Source organism: Rhodococcus sp. C26F, assembly GCF_053345925.1.
Map to the genome: position 1 here is coordinate 187,104 of NZ_JBKFBA010000004.1, position 23,769 is coordinate 210,872.

The 23,769-nt window shown below is 69.7% G+C and carries 20 protein-coding genes and 1 pseudogene (1 of these 21 cut by a window edge); 2 read left to right on the plus strand and 19 right to left on the minus strand.

Annotated elements, in window-relative coordinates; all coding sequences use genetic code 11:
* The 9 genes and pseudogenes from ACLBYD_RS07805 to ACLBYD_RS07845 all read right to left on the minus strand — a co-directional run.
* Nucleotides 1-106 (minus strand): annotated as a pseudogene (locus tag ACLBYD_RS07805) ([protein-PII] uridylyltransferase family protein) (its annotated part extends 1,027 nt beyond the left edge of the window); the annotation flags it as partial.
* On the minus strand, nucleotides 96-434 hold the full coding sequence (locus ACLBYD_RS07810; RefSeq protein ID WP_006551220.1) for a P-II family nitrogen regulator: 339 nt from the start codon (nucleotides 432-434) through the stop codon (nucleotides 96-98). The gene ACLBYD_RS07810 and the pseudogene ACLBYD_RS07805, both read right to left, overlap by 11 nt.
* Before the next feature lie 63 nt (nucleotides 435-497).
* Nucleotides 498-1,805, minus strand: coding sequence for an ammonium transporter (locus tag ACLBYD_RS07815; protein ID WP_447815975.1), 1,308 nt, complete (start codon nucleotides 1,803-1,805; stop codon nucleotides 498-500).
* Nucleotides 1,806-2,063: 258 nt separating this feature from the next.
* Nucleotides 2,064-3,623, minus strand: a complete 1,560-nt coding sequence (gene ftsY / locus ACLBYD_RS07820) for a signal recognition particle-docking protein FtsY (protein WP_447815976.1) — start codon at nucleotides 3,621-3,623, stop codon at nucleotides 2,064-2,066.
* Nucleotides 3,624-3,635: 12 nt separating this feature from the next.
* Nucleotides 3,636-7,262, minus strand: coding sequence for a chromosome segregation protein SMC (gene smc, locus ACLBYD_RS07825; protein WP_447815977.1), 3,627 nt, complete (start codon nucleotides 7,260-7,262; stop codon nucleotides 3,636-3,638).
* A gap of 36 nt (nucleotides 7,263-7,298) precedes the next feature.
* On the minus strand, nucleotides 7,299-8,195 hold the full coding sequence (locus ACLBYD_RS07830) for an SMP-30/gluconolactonase/LRE family protein (RefSeq protein WP_447815978.1): 897 nt from the start codon (nucleotides 8,193-8,195) through the stop codon (nucleotides 7,299-7,301).
* Nucleotides 8,196-8,333: 138 nt separating this feature from the next.
* Nucleotides 8,334-8,621 carry an acylphosphatase gene (locus ACLBYD_RS07835; RefSeq protein WP_019289083.1) on the minus strand — a complete coding sequence of 96 codons (288 nt, stop codon included), beginning with the start codon at nucleotides 8,619-8,621 and terminating at the stop codon, nucleotides 8,334-8,336.
* Between the two features lie 3 nt (nucleotides 8,622-8,624).
* On the minus strand, nucleotides 8,625-9,062 hold the full coding sequence (locus ACLBYD_RS07840; protein ID WP_447815979.1) for an OsmC family protein: 438 nt from the start codon (nucleotides 9,060-9,062) through the stop codon (nucleotides 8,625-8,627).
* Nucleotides 9,055-10,026, minus strand: coding sequence for a LysR substrate-binding domain-containing protein (locus tag ACLBYD_RS07845; RefSeq protein ID WP_447815980.1), 972 nt, complete (start codon nucleotides 10,024-10,026; stop codon nucleotides 9,055-9,057). The genes ACLBYD_RS07840 and ACLBYD_RS07845 overlap by 8 nt, the downstream gene beginning before the upstream one ends.
* A 94-nt stretch (nucleotides 10,027-10,120) precedes the next feature.
* Between ACLBYD_RS07845 and pcaH the strand changes: the two genes are divergently transcribed.
* Nucleotides 10,121-10,852, plus strand: a complete 732-nt coding sequence (gene pcaH, locus ACLBYD_RS07850) for a protocatechuate 3,4-dioxygenase subunit beta (protein ID WP_006551212.1) — start codon at nucleotides 10,121-10,123, stop codon at nucleotides 10,850-10,852.
* On the plus strand, nucleotides 10,849-11,532 hold the full coding sequence (pcaG, locus tag ACLBYD_RS07855; protein WP_059381151.1) for a protocatechuate 3,4-dioxygenase subunit alpha: 684 nt from the start codon (nucleotides 10,849-10,851) through the stop codon (nucleotides 11,530-11,532). Before pcaH ends, pcaG begins: the two co-directional genes overlap by 4 nt.
* 37 nt (nucleotides 11,533-11,569) lie before the next feature.
* Here pcaG and mutM read toward each other — a convergent pair whose 3' ends face one another.
* From mutM to ACLBYD_RS07905, 10 genes are all read right to left on the minus strand, one after another.
* Nucleotides 11,570-12,433 carry a bifunctional DNA-formamidopyrimidine glycosylase/DNA-(apurinic or apyrimidinic site) lyase gene (gene mutM / locus ACLBYD_RS07860; RefSeq protein WP_447815981.1) on the minus strand — a complete coding sequence of 288 codons (864 nt, stop codon included), beginning with the start codon at nucleotides 12,431-12,433 and terminating at the stop codon, nucleotides 11,570-11,572.
* A 6-nt stretch (nucleotides 12,434-12,439) separates the two neighbouring features.
* Nucleotides 12,440-13,243 (minus strand): ribonuclease III, encoded by an 804-nt coding sequence (rnc, locus tag ACLBYD_RS07865; RefSeq protein WP_447815982.1) that lies wholly within the window; start codon nucleotides 13,241-13,243, stop codon nucleotides 12,440-12,442.
* A gap of 11 nt (nucleotides 13,244-13,254) precedes the next feature.
* Nucleotides 13,255-13,437, minus strand: coding sequence for a 50S ribosomal protein L32 (gene rpmF / locus ACLBYD_RS07870; protein ID WP_006551208.1), 183 nt, complete (start codon nucleotides 13,435-13,437; stop codon nucleotides 13,255-13,257).
* A gap of 2 nt (nucleotides 13,438-13,439) precedes the next feature.
* Nucleotides 13,440-14,054 (minus strand): YceD family protein, encoded by a 615-nt coding sequence (locus tag ACLBYD_RS07875; protein ID WP_120282236.1) that lies wholly within the window; start codon nucleotides 14,052-14,054, stop codon nucleotides 13,440-13,442.
* Between the two features lie 101 nt (nucleotides 14,055-14,155).
* Complete coding sequence (locus ACLBYD_RS07880) at nucleotides 14,156-14,914, minus strand: DivIVA domain-containing protein (RefSeq protein WP_060651082.1); 759 nt, start codon at nucleotides 14,912-14,914, stop codon at nucleotides 14,156-14,158.
* Nucleotides 14,915-15,053: 139 nt separating this feature from the next.
* Nucleotides 15,054-15,545, minus strand: a complete 492-nt coding sequence (coaD, locus tag ACLBYD_RS07885) for a pantetheine-phosphate adenylyltransferase (protein WP_271038202.1) — start codon at nucleotides 15,543-15,545, stop codon at nucleotides 15,054-15,056.
* On the minus strand, nucleotides 15,542-16,108 hold the full coding sequence (gene rsmD / locus ACLBYD_RS07890; RefSeq protein ID WP_006551204.1) for a 16S rRNA (guanine(966)-N(2))-methyltransferase RsmD: 567 nt from the start codon (nucleotides 16,106-16,108) through the stop codon (nucleotides 15,542-15,544). The genes coaD and rsmD overlap by 4 nt, the downstream gene beginning before the upstream one ends.
* Nucleotides 16,105-19,506, minus strand: a complete 3,402-nt coding sequence (locus tag ACLBYD_RS07895) for a pyruvate carboxylase (protein WP_447815983.1) — start codon at nucleotides 19,504-19,506, stop codon at nucleotides 16,105-16,107. Before ACLBYD_RS07895 ends, rsmD begins: the two co-directional genes overlap by 4 nt.
* 182 nt (nucleotides 19,507-19,688) lie before the next feature.
* The gene (gene recG, locus ACLBYD_RS07900; RefSeq protein ID WP_447815984.1) at nucleotides 19,689-21,980 is read right to left on the minus strand and encodes an ATP-dependent DNA helicase RecG; all 2,292 of its coding nucleotides are present in this window, start codon (nucleotides 21,978-21,980) and stop codon (nucleotides 19,689-19,691) included.
* Nucleotides 21,981-22,025: 45 nt separating this feature from the next.
* A complete protein-coding gene (locus tag ACLBYD_RS07905) occupies nucleotides 22,026-23,714 on the minus strand; it encodes a DAK2 domain-containing protein (protein ID WP_447815985.1) in 1,689 nt (562 codons plus the stop codon).
* Nucleotides 23,715-23,769: the final 55 nt, after the last annotated feature.

Below are 23,769 nucleotides of genomic sequence, written 5' to 3' on the forward strand. Positions count from 1 at the left end.
CCGCCGGTGCGGTTTTGCGGGCCGAGGACACCGAAGGCCCCGACCCCGCTGCCGAAGCAGCGGGATCAGGGCCTCGAGTGCCGGACCCCTGGGGGTCAGAGCGCATCCGAACCTCGTTCTCCGGTGCGGACCCGGACCACGGCTTCCACGGGCGTGACCCACACCTTGCCGTCGCCGATCTTGCCGGTACGGGAGGCCTCGACGATGGTCTCGACGACCTTGTCGACAGCGGAGTCGTCGATGACGACCTCGACGCGGACCTTCGGCACGAAGTCGACGGAGTACTCGGCTCCGCGGTAGACCTCGGTGTGGCCCTTCTGGCGGCCGTACCCCTGCACCTCGCTGACTGTCATTCCCAGCACACCGGCCTGCTCCAGGCCTGCCTTGACGTCCTCGAGCGTGAACGGCTTGATGATCGCCGTGATCAGCTTCATATCCTCATCCTTCCCAGAGCCCGCTGGCCGCTGTCATCCCTGCTCGCTGTCGTGGTCTTCTTATCACTTGAGAGCCGGCGCGAAGTCGTATGCGGATTCCGCATGTTCGGCTTCGTCGATACCGCGGGCCTCTTCCTCGTCGCTCACACGCCAGCCCATGGGCTTGAGTGCGAAGGCGATCACCGCGGTGACAATGGCGGTGAACACCAGGGCGACGACTGCGATGACGATCTGGATGACGAGCTGCTTGTAATCGCCACCGTAGAACAATCCGGTCTCGGTGCCGAGGAAGCCGATGGCGACCGTGCCCCACAGGCCGGACACGAGGTGGACACCCACGACGTCGAGCGAGTCGTCGTAACCGAACTTGTACTTCAGACCCACGGCGAGGGCGGACAGGACACCGGCGATGACGCCGAGGGCGATCGATCCGACCGGGCTCAGCGAGCCGGCAGCGGGGGTGATTGCGACCAGGCCGGCGACGGCACCGGACGCGGCACCGAGGCTGGTGGCCTTGCCGTCACGGATGCGCTCGGTGAGGAGCCAGCCGAGGATGGCGGCGGCGGTGGCGGTGGTGGTGTTGACCCAGGCCAGGCCGGCAGTACCGTCGGCGGCGAACGCGGAGCCGGCGTTGAAGCCGAACCATCCGAACCACAGCAGCGCGGCACCGAGCATGACGAACGGCAGGTTGTGCGGACGGAAGGCGGTGCGACCGAAGCCGGCACGCTTGCCGATGACGACGGCCAGGACGAGAGCGGCGATACCGGCGTTGATGTGGACGACCGTGCCACCGGCGAAGTCGATCGGCTCCACCGCGGCGCTGACCTCTCCGCCGTCCTCGACGGTGCCGAACATGGCCGCTGCGATGCTGTCCTCGGAGCCCGAGAGCAGGCCGCCACCCCACACCATGTGGGCGAGCGGGAAGTAGGCGCAGGTGACCCAGATGGCCGCGAACGCCATCCACGTACCGAACTTCACGCGCTCGGCCAGCGCACCACTGATCAGGGCGGTGGTGATGATCGCGAAGGTCACCTGGAAACCGATGTCGATGATCTGCGGGTAGTTGCCCGAACCACTTGCAAGGAACTCACCATCCTCGCCGTACATGGCTCCCTGCAGACCGAACTGCTCGAACGGGTTCGCGAAGATCCCGAGCACGCTCTCGTTGCCGTAGGACATCGACCAGCCCCACAGGACGTAGATGACCCCGATCACGGCCATCGCGCCGAAGGACATCATCATCATGTTGAGCACGGACTTGGAACGGGACATCCCGCCGTAGAAGAACGCCAGGCCCGGGGTCATCAGAAGCACGAGCGACGCTGCTATCAGCATCCACGCTGCGTCGCCGGTGTTCACCACTTCCTCCACTTGCAACCTCCCTGTAGGCCGCGCCGATCGGCGCGTTGTCGAGGGAAAGCTTGCTGCCCGGATGTTTCCGTGGAGGCGCCGCGCTGTTTCGTGGGCGTGAACGCAAGAACCGACCTTGTTTCATCCTTGTTTCACACTTTTCGGACACCGCATCCCCACCGACGGAACCGGCCGCTNGCGGACAGCGGCCGGAACAACGGACGCGGTGCGGATCAGCCCAGCAGGGCTGTGTGTATCAGCCCAGCAGGGCAGCGTCGATCAGCCCAACAGGGCGTCCACGAAGGCTTCCGGTTCGAAGGGGGCGAGATCGTCGGCGCCCTCACCGAGACCCACCAGCTTCACCGGGACGCCGAGTTCGTGCTGCACCTGGAAGACGATGCCGCCCTTGGCGGTTCCGTCGAGCTTGGTGAGCACCACACCGGTGATGTCGACGACCTCGGCGAACACGCGGGCCTGCATCAGACCGTTCTGGCCGATCGTCGCGTCGAGGACGAGCAGCACCTCGTCGACGGCGGCCTTCTTCTCCACGACGCGCTTGACCTTGCCGAGCTCGTCCATCAGGCCGGTCTTGGTGTGCAGGCGGCCGGCGGTGTCGACGAGGACCGCGTCGACACCGTTGTCGATGCCCCTCGCGACGGCATCGAACGCCACCGCGGCCGGATCGGCGGCCTCCTTGCCGCGGACGACCTCGGCGCCGACGCGTTCGGCCCAGGTCTGCAGCTGGTCGGCGGCCGCGGCACGGAAGGTGTCGGCGGCGCCGAGCAGCACCCGGCGTCCGTCCGCGACGAGCACGCGGGCGAGCTTGCCGGTCGTCGTGGTCTTGCCGGTGCCGTTGACACCGACGACGAGCAGCACGGCGGGATGGTCCTCGTGCGGAAGGGCCCGGATGGAACGGTCGAGCTCGGGACGGAGCTCGTCGACGAGCACGCTGCGCAGCACGGCGCGGGCGTCGGCCTCACTGCGCACGTTGTTCACGACCATCTCCTCACGCAGACGGTCGACGATCTTGGTGGTCGTCGCGGCGCCGAGGTCAGCGACGAGCAGCGTGTCCTCGATCTCCTCCCAGGAGTCCTCGTCGAGGTCGCCGCCACCGAGCAGACCGAGCAGGCTCTTGCCGACCGCCGACTGCGAGCGGGCCAGACGGCCGCGCAGGCGGACGAGGCGACCTGCGGTGGGTTCGATCTCCTCGATCGGCGCTGCCGGCGGAACAGCGGCCGGTCCGGCCGGTTCGACGATTTCCGGTTCGACGACCTCGGGTTCGGTGACCTCGGGTTCGGCGACGGTCTCTGTCGCCGGGGCGGGCTCGACCTCGGGCTCGACGGGCTCGGGAGCGGGACGCTCCGGCTCCGGGGCGACCTCGGGCTCGACCGGCTCCGGTTCGGCAGGCTTCGGCTCCGCAGGCTCCGGCTCGGGCTTGGGCTCGACCTTCGGCTCGGGCTTCGGTTCGACCTTCGGCGCAGGCGCCGGTTCCGCCTTCGGCTCCGCGGGTGCGGGTGCGCTCGGCGGAGCTTCGGTGATCTCCTCCGGCAACGGCACCGTGCGGGGCGCGGGCTCCGGCTTCACCGCAGGCTTCGGTGCCGGTTTCGGCGCAGGCCGGGGGGCCGGCGCCGGTGGCGCGACCGTGCCCTGCGAGAAACTGAATCCGCTCTGCGCCTTGTAACCGCCCGAGCGGTCCTTGGTCTCGGCGGAATCGAGCTGCGGGGTCTCGGGCGCCTTCAGCGACACCTGCCGCCGCCGGTAGAGGGTCAGACCGACGACGAGCGCGACGAGAACGACCGCCAGCGCGGCGGCGATGACTATCCAGGCTCCGGTACTCACGCACCCATACTGTCAGGCTTGGAGCTCTTCCTCCGGTTCGGGGACCGGTGTCGCGATCTCGCGTCCGCGCAGTCGCTGCGAGATGACCCGGGTGATGCCGTCGCCCCGCATGCTCACGCCGTACAGCGCGTCGGCGACCTCCATCGTCGGCTTCTGGTGCGTGATGACGATGAGTTGGGACTTCTCGCGCAGCTGCTCGAACAGCCCGATCAACCGTCGCAGGTTGGTGTCGTCGAGCGCGGCCTCGACCTCGTCCATCACGTAGAAGGGCGACGGACGGGCCCGGAAGATCGCGACCAGCATCGCCACCGCGGTCAGGGACTTCTCGCCGCCCGACAGCAGCGACAGGCGCTTGACCTTCTTGCCCGGCGGGCGGGCCTCGACCTCGATGCCGGTGGTGAGCATGTCGCTCGGGTCGGTGAGCACGAGCCGTCCCTCCCCGCCGGGGAACAGCTTCGCGAAGACCTGTTCGAACTCGCGCTCGACGTCGGCGTAGGCCTCGGTGAACACCTGCAGGATCCGCGCGTCGACCTCCTCGACGACGGCGAGCAGGTCCTTGCGGGCGCTCTTGACGTCCTCGAGCTGGGTCGACAGGAAGTTGTACCGCTCCTCGAGGGCCGCGAACTCCTCCAGCGCGAGCGGGTTGACGCGCCCGAGCGTCGCGAGATCCTTCTCTGCGCGCTTGGCCCGCCGCTCCTGGGTGGCCCGGTCGTAGGGCATCGGTTGCGGAGCGACCACCTGTTCGCCGCGTTCGCGTGCCTGCTCGTACTCGGCCATCTCCAGCGGCGTGGGCGGCAGCGGCACGTCGGGGCCGTACTCGGCTACGAGGTCGTGGAGGGCGATGCCGTGCTGCTCGAGGATGGTCTGTTCGAGCTGCTCGATCCGGAGCGAGGCCTGCGCCCGGGCCACCTCGTCGCGATGCACCGCGTCGGTGAGCTGGTCGCGCTGCACGGACAGTTCGCGGACGAGTTCGCGGGCCCGTTCGAGCTGCTCGGCGCATTCGGCGCGGCGCCGGTTCAGGTCGTCGCGCTGTGCGAGTGCCGTCGCCACGGCCACCTCGAGTTGTTCGGCGAGTCGCTGCCCTGATTCGGCCACCGCAGCGGCGACGGCCGCCGCCTGACGACGCGCGATCCGGGCACGTTCGGCACGAGCACGGGCCTCGCGCTCGGCCTGCGCGGCACGACGAAGCGAATCCGCTTTGCCCCGAAGCGCTTCGGCACGTTCCTCGGCCGTGCGCGCCGCGAGTCGCGCCTCGACCTCGACGGCCCGGACCTCGGCGAGGGCGGCCGCGGCCATCTCCCGCTCGGCGGCGGTGTGATCGGTGCCGGCACCGTCGCTACTTCCGGCCGAGTCGTCCTCGGCCAAGCGCAGTCGCTCCTCGAGTTCGACCAGCTTCTCCCGCGCCGCGTCGCGTTCCTTCTCCGCTTCGGTGCGCTGGGCCGCGAGCCGTCCGGATTCGGCGTGGGCGGTGCGCGCCGCCTGGCCGAGCCGGCCGAGTTGTTCGTAGACGGCCGACATCGCCGCGTCGGACTCGTTGAGCGCGGCGAGGGTCTGTTCGACGTGTTCGGCACGTTCGGCCTGCTCCGCGAGTGCGCCCGCGAGGGCTGCGGCCAGTTCCTCGGAGCGGCGTTCGGCCTGTTCGAGACCGGCACGGGAAGTGTCGATCGCCGCCTGGATCTCGAGGGTGCTCGGAGCGCGGTGCGAGCCACCGACCACCCAGCCCGCACCGGCGAGGTCTCCCCCGCGCGTCACGGCGCGCAGGTCGGGCCGGGCGGCGCAGACCCCGAGGGCGGTGGGCAGGTCGTCGACCACGACGGTGCGGGCCAGCAGGCCGTCGACGCCTCCGCGCAGGTCGGCAGGGCACTCGACGACCTCGCGGAGCCATCGGGCACCGGACGGCAGGTCGCCGGTGTCGGTGGGACCGGCAGTGCCGGGCAGGACGAATGCCACCCGACCCTGGTCGGCGTCGGCGAGCGCTGCGACCGCCGAGATCGCGGCGTCGACCGACTCCACCTCGAGGGCGTCGGCCGCGGCGCCGAAGGCAGCTGCGACGGCGGCCTCGTATCCCGAGGACACCCGGAGCCGGTCGGCGAGGCGCCCCACGAGTCCGTCGCCGGACCGCGTGTCGATCAGCCAGGCCGCACCGTCGGTGCGTTCGAGGCCCATCGACAGGGCCTCGATGCGGGCGCCGAGGGAGGCGACTTCCTTGCCCGCGGCGCGTTCGGCCTCCTGCAGTTCGGTGACCCGCTCGTCGGCGAGTCGCTGCGCTTCCAGGGCTCGTTCGTGCTGCGCGTCGGCGTCGATCTCACCGGCGTCGAGATCGTCGATGCGTGCCTGAGCGGTCTCGAACTCGGCCTGTGCGGCGACGCCACGGAGGCGGGCCTCCTCGATGGCGACGGTCAGGCGCGCGATCTCCGCGTCGATCGACTCGGCGCGGGTGCGCATCGTCTCGACTTGGCCCGCGAGACGCGCGAGGCCCTCGCGCCGGTCGGCGACGGCACGCACCGCGGCCAGATGCGCACGTTCGGCGGCCGCTGCGGCCTCCTCCTGCGCGGCGAGCTGCTCGCGAGCCGCCTCGAGGGCTCCGTGCGCGATCTCGACGGCCTCGACCAGTTCCGCTTCCTCGGCGGCGATCCGGTCGGCGCGGGCCTCCATCTCGTCGGGATCCTGACCGGAGCGGTCCTCGGGTTCGGCGTGCAGGTGCCGGGCGCGTTCCTGCGCGACCCTCACGGTCGCCGAGACGCGCTCGGCGAGCGCGGACAACCGGAACCAGGTCTGCGACGCCGCTTCGGCACCCGGCGTGAGCTGCGCGAGGGCCTGTTCGTGACGGGCGAGTTCGGCGTTCGCGTCGTCGAACGCCGCGAGCACGGTGTCGAGCCGCTCCCGGACCATCTTTTCCTGCTCGTCGTGCCCGGCGAGTTCAGCGCGGCGCGTGACGAGGTCGTCGGCGACCAGACGTAACCGCGCGTCGCGCAGGTCGGCCTGGATGGTCTGGGCACGACGCGCGACCTCGGCCTGCCGGCCGAGCGGTTTGAGCTGGCGGCGCAGCTCGGCGGTGAGGTCGGTGAGGCGGGCGAGGTTGGCCTGCATCGAGTCGAGCTTGCGCAGCGCCTTTTCCTTGCGCTTGCGGTGCTTGAGTACGCCGGCGGCCTCCTCGATGAAGGCGCGTCGGTCCTCCGGGCGGGATTCGAGAATCGCGGCGAGGCGGCCCTGACCGACGATGACGTGCATCTCGCGGCCGATACCGGAGTCGGACAGCAGTTCCTGCACGTCCATGAGACGGCAGGAACTGCCGTTGATCTCGTATTCACCCGCGCCGTCGCGGAACATACGGCGGGTGACGGAGACCTCGGAGTACTCGATGGGCAGCGCGCCGTCGGAGTTGTCGATGGTGAGCGTGACCTCGGCGCGTCCGAGCGGTGGGCGGCCGGCGGTTCCGGCGAAGATGACGTCCTGCATCTTGCCGCCGCGCAAGGCCTTGGCGCCCTGCTCCCCCATCACCCAGGTGAGTGCGTCGACGACGTTCGACTTGCCGGACCCGTTGGGGCCGACCACACAGGTGATGCCCGGTTCGAAACGCAGAGTCGTCGACGAGGCGAAGGACTTGAAGCCCTTCAACGTCAGACTCTTGAGGTACATGGGTGAGAACTCTACCGGCGGGTTGTGACCGCTTTCCTAGGCCGGGTGCACCGCGCGGACCGTCCCGTCGAAACCGGTCGTGTACAGGACGTTCGGGTCCCAGCCCGGTCCCGAGCCGAAGGCGAGCGAGGACATCAGCGGGATGCCCTCGGCGATGCGGCAGCTGTGCCCGGTCGCCGGATCGACCCGCAGGACCGCGCCGGCGAGGTTGAGCGCGATGTACAGCGCGCCGTCGGGACCGATCGTGAGGTCGTCGGGCATAGAGAGCAGCCCCGGCCCGGGCAGGTCGATGCTGCGCACTGGTCCTTCGAGGTCGCGTGCGTCGAGGATGTGGAGCCGGTTGACGTTCTCGAAGGTCGTCACGGTGTAGACGGTGTCGCCGTCGACGGCGATCCCGTTGACGGATCCGAGATCGGTACGGACGACGCGGGCCTCGCCACCGCCGGCGGGCACGAGGGTGAGTCCGACCTCGCCGAGATCGCGTGAGGTGAGCATCGATCCGTCCGACAGCCGGCCGAGGCCGTTGGGCATGACCAGCCCGGTGCCGTGGGTGCCGCGTTCACCCGTGTCGAGGTCGAGCGTGTCGATCGTGCCGTCGGCGATCCCGGCCAACCCCGAGACGGTCGTGTTGCCCACGTTCAGGTACACGGTGGGAACGTCGACGACGATGCCGCCCGGACCGGTCACATCGGACAGCACGGTGGTCACGCTGCCGTCGGGAGTGATCCGGCGCAGCGCTCCGGGGCCGACGAAGGAGGTGTCCGAGACGAGCAGACCGCCCCGCTCGTCGAACGCCAGGTTCTCGAGGACACCGAGCCCCGACGCGACCGTCGTGACGGACCGCGGTGCGCAGGCAGCCGGAACGAACGCCGCCGGTGCTGCGGCAGTGGGACCGGCCGCCGCCGGTGCTGCGGCCAGGGGTGCCACTGCCACAGCGNNNNGGCTGCTGCCGCCACCATCGTCGAACGTGCACGCCTGCCCATATGTCTCCCCCTCACCGACCGCGACCCCCCGGCCGCTTGCACCCGATCGCGGCAGGATACCAAGCCGAACGGACAAACAGGACGGATGTCAGCGTTCGACGAAACCGTCGAGGTCGCCGCGCGCGGGATCCCACGATTCGACGACGAGCCGCACCTCACCGGGGGTGTCGCCGGATCGCAGCCACGCGAGGAGCTGTTCGAGTGCCGGCCGGGGGCCTTCGGCCACGACCATGACGCGACCGTCGGGATGATTCGTCGCGTGCCCGACGAGACCGAGTTCGAGTGCGCGGGCACGCGTGAACCAGCGGAAACCGACCCCCTGGACGCGGCCGTGCACCCACGCCGTGAGCCGTTCGACGTCTGCGGGGGCGCTCATCGATCAGTCCTCGGGGGTGATCGTCAGCGAGACCTCGGTGCCCGCCTTGAGGGTGCGGCCCACCGTGCACACCTTGTCGACGGAGCGTTCGACGAGGGCGATGAGGCGGTCCCGTGCGTCTGCGTCGAGCTCCGACAGGTCGAGGGCCATCTCCTCCTCGAGGTGCGGGTAGACCTCGTTCTCGCGGTCGGCGGCACCGGAGACGCGGATCGTCGCGTCGTAGTCGTCGCCGAGCCGGCGGGACAGCGGGAAGTCCGAAGCCATGCCGGAGCACGCGGCGAGCGCGATCTTGAGCAGCTCGCCCGGGGTGAAGACGCCCTCGACGCTCTCCGAGCCGATGAGCACCTCGGCGCCGCGGGAGCTGCGTCCGGTGTAGCGGCGCGTGCCGGTGCGCTCGACCCACAGCTCGGTGGCGGGAAGGTCGGAAGTCTGGTCAGCCATGGGGGAAATCCTGCCATGTCCCGTCGACCGGGATGTCGCGCAGGATGGTCACGAAGTCCTCGACCGCGGCGGACGAGGCGTCGGCGCTGCGTCGCAGCACTCCGACCGGTTCGACGGTGCCCGCGGTGGGCACGTCCAGGCGCCGGACCACGCCGTCGGCGAGGTCGTCCCGGGCCGCGCGTTCGGTGGTGATCCACACGGCGTCGCTGCGCCGGACCACCCCGCGTGCCACGGCGAGGTCGAGTGTCTCGATCAGCCCGACCGGCAGTCGCAGGCCGTGACGTTCGAACAACGCCTCGGTCGCGTGGCGCGGCACGGTTCCGCTGGTCGCGACCACCAGGGGGTGTTCGAGCGTGTCGGCGACGGAGACGGAACGCCCGGCGAGGGGGTGGCCGGGCCGGACGACGAGGATCAGCGTCTCGGCGTACAGGAGCTCGAACGACAGCCCCACCATCCGGGACGGTTCGGCCATGCGCCCGAGGACGACGTCGAGGGCGCCGGCGGCGAGCGCCGACAGCAGGACGGCATTGGGGTCGGTGCGGATCCGGATGTCCAGATCGGCGCGCACGCGGCGCAGCTCCGCCAGAGCTTCGGGGAGTACGGACCCGGCCACGGTGGGCAGGGCCCCGATCCGCAGCGGCTCGCGGGCGGGTTCGGCCGCTCCCGCCAGTGCGGCCACAGCTGCGTCCAGTGAGGTGCTGACGTCCTGCGCGTATCGCAGGAAGCGGTGACCCGCCGCGGTGAGGCGCGCACCGTGTCGGCCGCGGTCGAGGAGTTTCGCTCCGGCGAGCACCTCGAGCTCGTTGAGTGTCTTCGTGACGGCCGGCTGACTCAACTGCAACAGCTCGGCGGCCCGACCGACCTGACCCTCGCGCGCGACGGTGACGAAACATCTCAGGTGCCGGAGGCGGATGCGTCGCGCCTGCTCCGGGACGGACGAGGACGGACCGAACGCGGATTGCATTACTGAAAGTTATGAATCAACTGCTGTTTTGTCAATTTACATGAGTTTTTCTTCACCTTATGGTTGTGTCCACAGCTCAGAGATCGGAGATCGCATGTCCACCGGCGAATACGTCGAGCGCGACCACACGCTGCACCCACCCGCGCTCACCCCCGGCTACCGCACGTCGGTGCTGCGCGCACCGCGGAACGCGCTCATCACGCCGAAGCCGACCCTGTCGGAGATCACCGGACCCGTCTTCCGCAGCGACGAGCTCGGCGCTCTCGACAACGACCTGATCCTGAACTTCTCGAAGGACGGCCTGCCGATCGGTGAGCGCATCATCGTCCACGGCTTCGTCAAGGACGAGTTCGGCAATCCGGTCGAGGGCGCACTCGTCGAGGTGTGGCAGGCCAACGCCGGTGGCCGGTACCGCCACAAGAAGGACACCTATCTCGCCCCCATCGATCCGAACTTCGGCGGTTGCGGGCGGATGCTCACGGACGCGAACGGCTACTACCAGTTCCGGACGATCAAGCCCGGCGCATATCCGTGGGGCAACAGCCGCAACGCCTGGCGCCCGGCGCACATCCACGTGTCGATCCTCGGCCGTGGGTGGGCGCAGCGCCTGATCACCCAGCTGTACTTCGAGGGCGACCCGCTCATCGAGAAGTGCCCGATCGCGCGGACGATCCCGACCGTGGATCAGCTCCGCAGCCTGATCGCCCAGGAGGATCCCGCCTCCAACGCGCCGTTCGACGCCCGCGCCTACCGCTGGGACATCACCCTGCGCGGTCGCCGCGCCACCTTCTTCGAGAACACCGACCTCCCGGGAGCCCCGCGATGAGCCTGCCCACCGATCCCTACCGGCCCGTGCCCCCGCTGCTCCCCCGCGCGATGGTCACGCGTTTCCCGGAGACGCCCTCGCAGACCGGCGGCCCGTACGTCCACATCGGGCTCGCGCCACAGCAGGCCGGCTTCGACATCTTCGACAACAACTTCGGCAACGTCCTCGTCACCGACGAGACCGAGGGCGAGCGAATCGTGTTGGAGGGCCGCGTCATCGACGGCACCGGCACCCCGGTGCGCGACGCCCTGCTCGAGAGCTGGCAGGCGAACGCGCACGGCCGGTACGCACATCCGGACGACGCACAGGACAAGGATCTCGATCCGAACTTCCGCGGCTGGGGACGCACCGGCGGCGACTTCGAGACGGGCGTGTTCACGATCGAGACGATCAAGCCCGGGGCCGTCACCAACCCCGACGGCTCCGTCTCGGCACCCCACATCCTGCTGGTGATCTTCGCGCGCGGCATCAACCTCGGGCTGCACACGCGGGTCTACTTCGAGGACGAGGCCGAGCTCAACGCCGAGGATCCCGTCCTGAAGGGCATCGAATGGGAGGTGCGGCGCAACACCCTGATCGCGTCGCGTTCCGAGCGCGACGGACGCACCGTCTACACGATCGACATCCGGCTGCAGGACACTCCGGACGGTGGCGCCGAGACGGTCTTCTTCGACATCTGAACCACCATCGTTCCGAACGGCCCGGTATGCGCGTGCGCTACCGGGTCGTTCGCGGTCGTGGCTGACACTTCGGGCAGCTGTACGACGAGCGGTTCATGAACTTCTCGCGGCGGATCGGCGCGCCGCAGCGTCGGCACGGCTCGTTCTCTCGTCCGTAGACGTTCAGGGAGCGTTCGAAGTAGCCGGACTCCCCGTTGACGTTGACGTAGAGGGCGTCGAACGACGTACCACCCTGGCCGAGGGCCTCCGCCATCACCTCGGTGGCCGCATCGAGAGCCGACCGGAGCTTCGGACGCGACAGCGCGTCGGTGGGCCGGTTGCCGTGAATCCTTGCGCGCCACAGCGCTTCGTCGGCGTAGATGTTGCCGATGCCGGAGACGACGGTCTGGTCGAGCAGCGCACGCTTGATCTCGGTGTGCTTGGTGCGCAGCACGGCCACGACCGCATCCGGGTCGAACCGGGGATCCATCGGGTCGCGGGCGATGTGCGCGACCGGCAGCGGCAGACGATCACCGTCCATCTCCACGAGCGGGGCCAGGGCCCAGCCTCCGAAGGTGCGCTGGTCGACGAAACGCAGATCGGCACCGTTGTCGAGGACGGCGCGGATACGCAGATGCTTCTCGTCCGGCACGGTCGGAGGCTGCACGAGCATCTGCCCGCTCATCCCCAGATGCACCACGAGAGCCAGATCGGCCGGTTCGAGCACGAGCCACATGTACTTGCCGCGACGCTCGACCGAAGCGACCTTCTGACCGGTCACCTGCAGTGCGAGATCGCGCGGACCGGGCTCGTGCCGGCGGACGGCACGCGGATGCAGCACCTGCACCGAGTCCACAGTCGCGCCGACGACGTGCGCGTCGAGTCCGCGACGGACCACCTCGACCTCGGGAAGTTCGGGCACCTGCGGTCAGTTGTCCTCGGTGGGCGTGTCGGCGGATCCGGACTGCTGATCGGAAGCCCCGGCCTCACCGGTCTCGGCAGCAGTGCCCTCGGTCAGCGCGTTCCACGCGGCCGACGCGGCCTTCTGCTCGGCTTCCTTCTTGGTACGTCCGACACCGGTGCCGTAGGGATTGCCACCGATGAGGGCGGTGGCGGTGAATTCCTTGTCGTGATCCGGACCGGTGGCGGTGATCTCGTAGGCGGGAACACCGAGACCGCGTTCTGCGGTGAGTTCCTGCAGACTCGTCTTCCAGTCCAGACCGGCACCGAGGCGCGGGCCGCGTTCGAGCAGTGCGGCGAACAGGCGCAGAACCACTTCGCGCGCGACGTCGATGCCGTGGGCGAGATGGACGGCGCCGAGGAGCGATTCCATTCCGTCGGCCAGGATGCTGGCCTTGTCACGTCCGCCCGTCAGTTCCTCGCCCTTGCCGAGCAGGAGATGCACTCCGAGCCCGCCCTCTCCGAGACCGCGCGCCACCTCGGCGAGCGCGTGCATGTTGACGACGCTCGCGCGGATCTTGGCGAGTTCGCCCTCGGACTTGTCCGGGTGGGTGAGGTAGAGCTTTTCGGTCACCGCGAGCCCGAGGACGGCATCGCCGAGGAACTCGAGACGTTCGTTGGTGGGCAACCCGCCGTTCTCGTAGGCGTACGAGCGGTGGGTGAGCGCCAAGGACAGCAGTTCTGCGTCCAGAGGCACGCCGAGGGCGGCGAGGAGAGACTCGTGGCTCTCTTCGCCGCCCTCGGTAGCTGTTTCGGAGGACTTGCTCGTCACGTGAATACCGATTAGACGGGCGCGGTCACCTGACGGCCGTTGTAGGTGCCGCACGACGGGCACGCCACGTGGGGCAGCTTCTTCTCTCCGCAACCCCGGTTCGGGCAGGTGACGAGCGTCGGCGCAGTGGTGTTCCACTGGCTGCGCCGCGACCGGGTGTTGGAACGCGACATTCTGCGCTTGGGGACGGCCACGTCTACTTCTCCTCGTTGTTCGAGCTGTCGATTTGACTGCTGGGTTCTTCGGAGCCCGCGCCGAACTTGGCTGCCAACCCAGCCCAGCGAGGATCCATTGTCTCATGACGGTGCCCGGATTCTGCAATCGCCAGGCGAATGCCGCATTCGGGGCACAATCCCGCACAGTCGTCACTACACAACGGCTGCAGCGGAAGTTCCAGACCCACCGCGTTCACGAGGACCGGTTCGAGATCGATCAGATCGTTCTCGACGCGGTACACCTCGTCGTCCTCGGTGGTCTGCTCCGTGACGCTGTTCGGGTAGGCGAACAGCTCGGTGAGGTACACGTCCACCGGCTCGGTGAACGACTCGAGGCATCGAGAGCACTCACCGACGGCGTCGGCACGAACACTACCGGTGACCAGGACGCCCTCGGACACCGACTCCAGGCGGAGATCGAGATCGATCTCGGAGCCTTCCTCGATCGCGATCAGATCGAGCCCGATGCGCGAGGGTGACGGCACCTTCCGCTCGACCGTACGCATCGAACCGGGCCGGCGGCCCAGGGAGAGCGTGTCGAACACCAGCCCCGAGTCCCGGCCGGAACGGGACGTGCTGGAATCACGGGTGGACACGGGGAACTCACCTTCTTCGGACGACGCAGGACACGACTCGGTCGTGATAGGGCAACCGCTCCATGATACGCGATGGGCGGCAGGAGCGAAAATCCCGCGGGTCAGCGGCGACGGCTCGCCCGGTGGTCGGCCTCCGCGAAGTCGGGAGCACCCGACAGTCGCAGCTGCTGCCGGCCGCGGCCGACGGACCGCAGCGTGGTGCCGAGCAGTTCCTCGAACTCCCCCAGCTTGCCGTCGATGTACTCGTCGCACTCCGTCCGGAGACGGTCGGACTCGGCGTGGGCCGAATCGATGACACGCGCCGACTCGGCGTGTGCGGCCTGCACGACCTCGGTCTGCGACACCAGACGTGCCTTCTCGGCCTCGCCCTCGGCCACGGAACGCTCGTAGGACGCCTGCCCGGACTCGATCAGGCGGTCGGCCTCGACGCGGGCACGCCCGGTCACGCTCTCGTACTGCTTGTTGCCCTCGGCGACGAGATCGTCGGCCTCGGCCTGCGCATCGCGCACGAGTTCCTCGGCGTGGGCGCGGGCCTCCTTGACCATGCGGTCCGCCTGGGCCTTCGCGTCCGCGAGCATACGGTCGGCGTCGGCGCGCGCGTCCTCGAGGAGAGTGCGCGCCTCCTCGTCGGCGTCCCCGACGGTCTTGTCGGCCTGGGACCGCGCATCGTTGATCAGCTTGTCGCGGTGATCGAGGACGTCCTGCGCGTCGTCGAGTTCGGGCGGCAGCGCGTCGCGCACGTCGTCGAGCAGTTCGAGGACATCGCCGCGCGGTACCACGCAGCTCGCCGTCATCGGAACGCTACGTGCCTCTTCGACGATTGCGACCAGCTCGTCGAGTGCCTCGAATACCCGGTACACGCCCAACCCCAATCACTCGCTCGACACGACCGGTGCGGCCGCGCCGCCGTCCAGTCTGCCGCAGCGCAGGGCACGCTCGTGTGCCCTGCGCCCCGGTGTGTCGGGATACGGCCGTCACAGGCCGTGCGGAGGGTCCGGTCTATTTCGCGGCGGCCCGCTCGGCCAGGCGCGCGAGCAGACGATCGTGCACGGAGCCCGGCAGCATCTCGGAGACGTCGCCACCGTAGGTCGCGACCTCCTTGACGAGCGAGCTCGACAGGTAGCTGTAGACCGGGTTGGTGGCGACGAACAGCGTGTCGACTCCGGTGAGCTTGTGGTTCATCTGCGCCATCTGCAGCTCGTAGTCGAAATCGTTGGCGCCGCGCAGGCCCTTGACGATCGCGGTGATCCCCCGCTCGCGTGCGTAGTCGACGAGCAGGCCCTGCCAGGCGTCGACCGTGACGTTCGGCAGGTGCGACGTGGCCTCGGTGAGCATCTCGAGACGTTCGTCGATCGTGAACATCCCCTGCTTGTTGGGATTGATCGTGACGGTCACGACGACCTCGTCGAACTGGGCCGAGACCCTGCCGATGACGTCGAGGTGTCCGTTGGTGACCGGGTCGAAGGATCCTGGGCAGACCGCGCGGCTCATGACCCAGCACCGTAGCAGGTGGCGATCTCCACTCTCGTCTCGCCGTAGCGCTTCGACCTGCCGACCTCGAATCCCTGCGGCCACACCGTTTCCGGTGATCGCGACGACCGTTCGACCACGACGATCGAGCCGTCCTCGACCCAGCCTCCGGACACCAGCGTCCCGAGCACGCCGGTGACGGCCTCCTCGGTCACGGCGTAGGGCGGGTCGGCCAGGACGAGGTCGTAGACGCGGTCGGGGGTGCCCGCGAGCACGGCGGATACCGGTGCGGTGCGCAGCACCGCACCGGACAGTCCGACCGTCGCGATGTTCTCGCGGATCACGCCCGCCGCCTTCGCGTCGGACTCGACGAGCATCGCGTGCTCGGCGCCGCGGGACAGCGCCTCGAGGCCGAGCGCCCCCGACCCCGCGTAGAGGTCGAGGACGGCGGCCCCGTCGATGTCCATGCGTGCGTCGAGCGAACTGAACAGGGCTTCGCGCACCCGTTCGGAGGTGGGCCGGGTTCCGCGGGGCGGCACCTTCAGGCGCCGCCCCCCGGCCCGGCCGGCGACGATCCGTGTCACTCGGCGCTGTCTCCCGTGGACACCTCGACGAGCAGGTCGCCACCTTCGACCTGTTGCACCGGCCCGATCGCGACGCGCGTGATGCGTCCGCCGCGCGGCGCGGTGATCGCGGCCTCCATCTTCATGGCCTCGATCGTGGCGACGGTGTCGCCCGCCGAGACGCTGTCGCCCTCGGACACGACGAGGGTGACCATGCCGGCGAACGGCGCCGCGACGTGACCGGGATGGTTGCGGTCGGCCTTCTCCGCGGCAGGGGTCTCCGCGGCCACCGAGCGGTCGCGCACCGACACCGGGCGCAGCTGCCCGTTGAGGATGCACATGACCGTGCGGTAGCCCTTCTCGTCGGCATCGGAGATCGCCTCGAGGCCGATGAGCAGTTCGACACCCTTGTCCAGGCGCACCCGGTGCTCGTCGCCGTGCCGCAGACCGTAGAAGAACTGGTTGGCCGACAGCTCGGTGGTGTCGCCGTAGGTCTCGCGGTGCTGCTCGAACTCCTTCGCGGGGCCCGGGAAGAGCAGGCGGTTGAGCATGCGGCGACGCTCGTCGGACGAACCGCCGAGGGCCTTTTCCTCCTCCGGCGCGAGCGGGGTGATCGGCTTGGGCTCGGCGCGGCCCGACAGCGCCTTGCTGCGGAAGGGCTCGGGCCAGCCGCCGGCCGGGGTCCCGAGATCGCCGCGCAGGAAGCCGATCACCGAATCGGGGATGTCGTACTTGCCGGGCTCGGCGGCGAAGTCGTCGACCGAGACGCCCGCGCCCACGAGGTGAAGCGCGAGGTCGCCGACGACCTTGCTCGACGGCGTGACCTTGATCAGGCGGCCCAGGAGGCGGTCGGCGCCGGCGTAGGCGGCCTCGACCTCCTCGAAGCGGTCGCCGAGGCCCAGCGCGATGGCCTGCTGGCGCAGGTTCGACAGCTGACCGCCGGGGATCTCGTGGGTGTAGACGCGGCCGGTCGGTGCGGGCAGCCCCGACTCGAACGGTGCGTACACCTTGCGCAGCGCCTCCCAGTACGGCTCGAGATCGCACACGGCCTGCAGGTCGAGACCGGTGTCGAACTCGCTGTTCGCCGCGGCGGCGACGATCGCCGACAGGGCGGGCTGGCTCGTCGTACCGGCCAGCGCCGCGGACGCACCGTCGACCGCGTCGGCACCGGCGTGCCAGGCCGCGAGGTAGGTGGCGAGCTGACCGCCCGGGGTGTCGTGCGTGTGCACGTGCACCGGCAGATCGAAGTTGCTCCGCAGCGCCGACACGAGCGTCGCGGCGGCCGGGGCGCGCAGCAGACCCGCCATGTCCTTGATGGCCAGCACGTGCGCACCGGCCTCGACGATATCCTCGGCCAGACGCAGGTAGTAGTCGAGCGTGTAGATCGACTCGTTCGGGTTCGACAGGTCGCCGGTGTAGGACATCGCGACCTCGGCGAGGGTGGTGCCGGTCTCGCGCACCGCGTCGATCGCCGGACGCATCTGGTCGACGTTGTTCAACGCGTCGAAGATGCGGAAGATGTCGATGCCGGTATCGGCGGCCTCCTGCACGAAGGCGCGGGTGACGGCCTCCGGGTAGGGGGTGTAACCGACGGTGTTGCGTCCGCGCAGCAGCATCTGCAGGTTGATGTTCGGGATCGCCTCGCGCAGCGCCGCGAGCCGCTCCCACGGATCCTCGTGCAGGAAGCGCAGTGCGACATCGTAGGTCGCGCCGCCCCACGCCTCGATCGACAGCAGTTGCGGCGTCATCCGGGCCACGTGCCCGGCCACCGTCAGCAGGTCCTTGCTGCGCACGCGGGTCGCGAGCAGCGACTGGTGGGCGTCGCGGAAGGTGGTGTCGGTGACGCCGATCGCCTTCTGCTCACGCAGCGCACGGGCGAAGCCCTCGGGGCCGAGCTCGAGCAGGCGCTGACGCGAACCGGCCGGCGGCTCGGCGTTCAGGTCGATCGCGGGCAGCTTGTCGTGCGGGTAGACCGTCGTGGTGCGCTCGCCGTGCGGCTTGTTCACCGTCACGTCGGCGAGGTACCGCAGGATCTTGGTGCCGCGGTCGGCGGACGAGCGCAGCGTCAGCAGGTGCGGGCGCTCCTCGATGAACGAGGTGTTGACGTTGCCGCCGCGGAAGTCCTCGTCGTCGAGCACCGCCTGCAGGAACGGGATGTTCGTGGCGACACCGCGGATACGGAACTCGGCGACCGCGCGGCGCGCGCGGGCGACGGCGGTCTCGAAGTTGCGGCCGCGGCAGGTGAGCTTGACGAGCATCGAGTCGAAGTGGGCGGAGATCTCCGCGCCGACCGAGGTGCCGCCGTCGAGACGGATACCGGCACCGCCCGGAGTGCGGTAGCCGGTGATGCGGCCGGTGTCCGGACGGAACCCGTTGGCCGGGTCCTCGGTCGTGATGCGGCACTGCAGCGCCGCGCCGCGGATGGTGATGCCCTCCTGCGACAGGCCCAGTTCCTCGAGCGACTCGCCTGCGGCGATGCGCAGCTGGGACTGCACGAGGTCGACGTCGGTGATCTCCTCGGTGACCGTGTGCTCGACCTGGATACGCGGGTTCATCTCGATGAACACGTGGTTGCCGCGTTCGTCGACGAGGAACTCGACGGTTCCTGCGCACTGGTAGCCGATCTCCTTGGCGAAGGCGACGGCGTCGGCGCAGATGCGGTCGCGCAGCTCGGGATCGAGATTCGGGGCGGGGGCGAGCTCGATGACCTTCTGGTGGCGGCGCTGCACCGAGCAGTCGCGCTCGTACAGGTGGATGACGTTGCCGTGCTTGTCGGCGAGGATCTGCACCTCGATGTGCCGCGGGTTGACCACGGCCTGCTCCAGGAAGACGGTGGGATCACCGAAGGCCGCGTCGGCCTCGCGGGAGGCGGCTTCGATGGCCTCGCGCAGCTGGGAGGGCTCGGCGACCCGGCGCATGCCGCGTCCGCCACCACCGGCGACAGCCTTGACGAAGACCGGGAAGTTCATCGTCTCCGAGGCGGCGACCAGCTCGTCGACGTCCGACGACGGCTCCGACGACGCCAGCACCGGGAGGCCGGCGGCCTTCGCCGAGGCGATCGCGCGGGCCTTGTTGCCCGTCAGCTCGAGGATCTCCGCCGACGGACCGACGAAGGTGATGCCCGCTTCGGCGCACGCCGCGGCGAGGTCCGGATTCTCGGAGAGGAAGCCGTAGCCGGGGTAGATCGCGTCGGCACCAGCCGACACGGCCGCTTCGACGATCTTCTCGACCGACAGGTATGCGCGGACCGGGTGCCCCTCCTCACCGATCTGATAGGCCTCGTCGGCCTTCAACCGGTGCAGGGAGTTCCGGTCTTCGTACGGGAACACCGCGACCGTCCCGGCACCCAGTTCGTAGGCGGCACGGAACGCGCGGATCGCGATCTCGCCACGGTTGGCGACAAGCACTTTCGAGAACATTGGTCGACGGTACCGCGACGTAACATGCCGCCTTCGACGCGCGTTCCACATCGTGGGACAAGGCGTCCGGATGGCACGACTGGAACGATGCAGTCGGCCCCGTCGTAACACAGCGTCAACACGCCGGGCACGGCCACCGAAACCTCACCGCGGGTTCTGGGGCACGGTGTACGGAACGTAACTCAGGACTTGTCGAGATAGGCCACGCGCTCGGCGTCGAGCGCCGCCCGCACCATGCTCGCGAGCCCCGGATGGTGTTCGAGGCCGGGATCCTTCTCCGTCACCGTCCGGGAGAAGTCGCGGGCCGCCTCGATGACGTCGGCGTCGTCGACGAGCGAGAGCAACCGCAGCGTCGACACGGTGCCGGACTGGGCGACACCGAGGACGTCGCCCTCCCGGCGCAACTGCAGGTCGAGCTGGGCGAGTTCGAAACCGTCGGTGGTGCCGGCGACTGCCTCGAGCCGCATCATCGTCGGGGTCGCGGGCTTCGCGTCGGTCACGAGCAGGCACAGGCCCTGGTGGCCGCCACGACCGACGCGACCGCGCAGCTGGTGCAACTGGCTGACACCGAACCGGTCGGCATCGACGATCACCATCACGGTCGCGTTCGGCACGTCGACACCGACCTCGACGACGGTCGTGCACACGAGCACGTCGAGCTCCGCGGCGTTGAAGGCCTGCATCACCGCGTCCTTCTCGTCGCCGGGGAGGCGGCCGTGCAGCAGCCCCACCCTCAGGTCGCGCAGCGGACCGGAAGTGAGGAATTCGAATTGCTCGAGCACAGAGACGGTTTCGGGCGGGGCCTGCTTGCCCTTTCCCGATCCCGACGGCTCGGGCCCGTCCGGATCGAAGAGCGCGTCGTCGTCGGAATCGCCGTCGCCGATGCGGGAACACACCACGTAGGCCTGCCGTCCCTCGGCGACCTCCTCGCGGATGCGTTCCCACGCGCGGTCGACCCACTTCGGATGCACCTTCGCCGGCACCACGCGGCTGACGATCGGCGACCGTCCTCTGGGGAGTTCGCGCAGGGTCGAGACCTCGAGGTCGCCGAGCACCGTCATCGCGATGGTGCGCGGGATGGGTGTTGCGGTCATCACCAGCACGTGCGGGGACGCGCCGTCGCGACCCCGCGAGCGCAGTGCGTCGCGCTGTTCGACACCGAAGCGGTGCTGCTCGTCGATCACCACGAGACCGAGATCCCAGAACTTCACCGTGTCCTCGATCAGCGCGTGCGTGCCGATGACGATCCCGGCATCGCCCGTCACCGCCTCGTTGAGCGCGGCCCGCTTGCGTGCGACCCCCATCGAGCCGGTCAGCAGGGTCACGCGGGTCGCGAGTTCATGGGCGCCGAGTTCGCCCGCCGCGGCGAGATCGCCCAGCATCTTCGTGAGCGAGCGCGCGTGCTGCGCCGCGAGCACCTCGGTGGGTGCGAGCAGCGCGCACTGCCGACCGGAGTCGATCACCTGCAGCATCGCCCGCAGCGCCACGATGGTCTTGCCGGAACCGACCTCGCCCTGGAGCAGCCGGTTCATGGGGTGTTCGCGTGCGAGATCGGCCGCGATCTCGTCGGCCACCGAGAGCTGCCCGGCCGTCAGATCGAAGGGCAGCCGCCGGTCGAACTCGTCGGCGATCCCGCCCTCGCGGCGCGGGCAGGACGGCGCCGACCGCACCTCGACGTCGTGCCGGCGTCCGGCGAGCACGAGCTGCACCGCGGCGGCCTCGTCGAACCGCAGACGGTCGCGTGCCCGGTCGATCTCCTGCTTCGTGTCGGGCAGGTGGATCGAGCGGAGCGCCTCGTCGAGGCCCACGAAGCCGTGCTCGTCGCGCACCCACTCGGGCAGCGGATCGTCGACGTGGTCGAGCTGGTCGAGCACCTGCCGCACGCAGCGCATGACGGTCCACGACTCGACCTCGCGCGTCGCGCGGTACATCGGGATCAGCGCGCGGTCGAAGACCGACATGTCGACTCCCGATCCGTCCTGCGCGGTGCGGGCGAGACCCGCCAGGGCGCCGGCGCCCCGCACCCGCGCGGGGGTTGCCGAGACCAGGTCCTCGGCGTCGCGCGGCTCGGGCAGCACGAGATAGCTCGGGTGGGTCAGGCTCCACTTGTCGCGGAAGTACTTCACGGTCCCCGAGAACATCGCGCGCACGCCGGGCTTGATGTTGTGCTTGACCCGGTGCGGGTTGAAGAAGGTGACGTCGATGCTGTGGCGATCGGAGCGCAACCGCACCGCGAGGCGTTTGCCGGCGCGGGACTTCATCGGCACCTCCTGCGCCGACTCGACCCGCGCGATGATCGTGATGTGCTGGCCCTCGGCAGGCCGACTCTCGCCGAGTTCGGCGCCCTGGGTGGCGTAGCGGTGCGGATAGTGCCTCAGTAGATCCTCGACGGTGGTCATCCCGAACGCGTCGTGCAAGGCGTCCGCCGTCTTGCGGCCGAGGACATGATCGAGCCGGTCCGCGAGTGTCGCCACTGCCGTCCCTTCCGCTACTCCTGCGGTGGCCTCGCGGCGCACCGGTTACTCGACGCCGAGCTGCAGCAGGTCGCTGCGCTGACCGCCCTGGTAGACCGCCACGTCGATCTCCGGGTGACGGCGATCGAGGTGAGCGGCCAGTTGCTCGACGAGTCCGTCGGGGGCGTCGGCGCCGACCAGCATCGTCACGAGCTCGCCGCCCGCGGCGAGAATCCTGTCGAGCAGCGACGCTCCCGCTGTCACCAGATCATGCTCGATCACTACGACATCATGGCCGGCCAGTCCGAGACTGTCGCCGGGCTCGCACGTTCCGACCCAGGTCAGCGCACGTTCGTTCGCGTACCGCAGCGATCCCCAGCGCACGCACGACGCCGCCTCCGACATCGCGAAGGCGTCGTCGACGGTGGCGCGCATCGGGTCGTGCACGGCCAACGAGGCCAGTCCCTGGACCACGGAGGAGGACGGCAGGAACATCACGTCGCGGTCGTCCCGCCGCGCCCGGGCGCCCACAGCGACGACGTCCTGCGCGGAGAGCGCACCGTTGGGCAGCACTAGGACGTCCCGACTCGGCAGTGCCCGGATCGCCTCGAGCAGTTCGTCCGGGGCTGAGATCTCCTCGGCCCGCAGCACCCGGGCACCCTCCGCCTCGAACAGTTCGGCCGCGCCCTCGCCGCCCACCACTGCGAGGACCGCCCGGGACTGCTCCTCCGCCGACTCGGCACGGACCGGGGCGGGAGCCGTGCCCAGCGCCACGGGACCGTCGCCGCACCCGCGACGCGCGGACTCGAGCGCGAAGCACGTGATGTCGATGCGGCTCAGCGAACCCGCCGCGAGACCGGCCTCCACGGCGGCTCCGGGCTCGCAGCAGTGCACGTGAACGGACCAGCACCCCGATCCCCCGGCAACGATCGCGACCGAGTCGCCGAGCGCGTCGAGGGAGGACCTCAAGGCATCCATGCGCGCGTCGTCGGAATTCCCGACGAGATACATCACCTCGTATTCCTGCTGGTCGCTGTCGTGACGTTCGTCGACGATCTCGGGTTCGACGACGGGCCGCGAGGTGCCGGCGAGCACCATCCGGCGATCGGGCCGTGTTCCGGTAGTGACCTCCACCAGGCAGTCGAGCAGCACGAGCAGGCCGAGGCCGCCGGCGTCGACGACCCCTGCCTCGGCGAGGACGTCGAGCTGGGTGGTGGTGCGCTGCAGCGCGTCGGCGGCGGCGTCGGCACTCGCGACTGCGACATCGCACACGGTCGCATCCGTCTCCGAGGCGACGCGGGTCGCGCCGTCGGCCGCAGCTTCGAGGACGCTGACGATGGTGCCCTTCGCGGGTGCGCTGAGCGCTCCGGTCACGAGCGTCGCGGCGTTGGAGAAGGCGGCGGCGAGGTCCCGGGCGCCGACCGTCGTCAGTCCCGCGATCGCGTCGGCGAGACCGCGCAGTGCCTGCGCCAGGATGATCCCGGAGTTGCCCCGCGCCCCGGCGAAGGCGCCACGCGCGAGCCCTTCGGCGACGTCGGATGCGGTGAGCGCGCCGTCCACGGGCCCGCCGATCCGGGCCGCCGCGGCCTGCAGGGTGATCAGCAGATTGTTTCCGGTGTCCCCGTCGGGCACCGGGAAGACGTTGAGCGAGTTGATCTCCGCTCGGCGCTGTTCGAGCGCTTCCACACCGAACTCGACCCACCGGCGCAGCGCCCGCCCGTCCACCGTGTCCTCGGCTCCGAGCAACGATTCCACCCCCTTCGCCTCGTCCTACGAGCATCGTCCACCTCTACGATCGGTACCGTTGCGC

Bases quoted from the DNA above. Each gene is read 5' to 3' on its own strand.
- ACLBYD_RS07895 (WP_447815983.1), bottom strand. From the start codon at position 19,506: ATGTTCTCGAAAGTGCTTGTCGCCAACCGTGGCGAGATCGCGATCCGC.
- ACLBYD_RS07810 (WP_006551220.1), bottom strand. From the start codon at position 434: ATGAAGCTGATCACGGCGATCATCAAGCCGTTCACGCTCGAGGACGTC.
- ACLBYD_RS07845 (WP_447815980.1), bottom strand. From the start codon at position 10,026: ATGCAATCCGCGTTCGGTCCGTCCTCGTCCGTCCCGGAGCAGGCGCGA.
- ACLBYD_RS07840 (WP_447815979.1), bottom strand. From the start codon at position 9,062: ATGGCTGACCAGACTTCCGACCTTCCCGCCACCGAGCTGTGGGTCGAG.
- coaD (WP_271038202.1), bottom strand. From the start codon at position 15,545: ATGAGCCGCGCGGTCTGCCCAGGATCCTTCGACCCGGTCACCAACGGA.
- ACLBYD_RS07835 (WP_019289083.1), bottom strand. From the start codon at position 8,621: ATGAGCGCCCCCGCAGACGTCGAACGGCTCACGGCGTGGGTGCACGGC.
- pcaG (WP_059381151.1), top strand. From the start codon at position 10,849: ATGAGCCTGCCCACCGATCCCTACCGGCCCGTGCCCCCGCTGCTCCCC.
- smc (WP_447815977.1), bottom strand. From the start codon at position 7,262: ATGTACCTCAAGAGTCTGACGTTGAAGGGCTTCAAGTCCTTCGCCTCG.
- pcaH (WP_006551212.1), top strand. From the start codon at position 10,121: ATGTCCACCGGCGAATACGTCGAGCGCGACCACACGCTGCACCCACCC.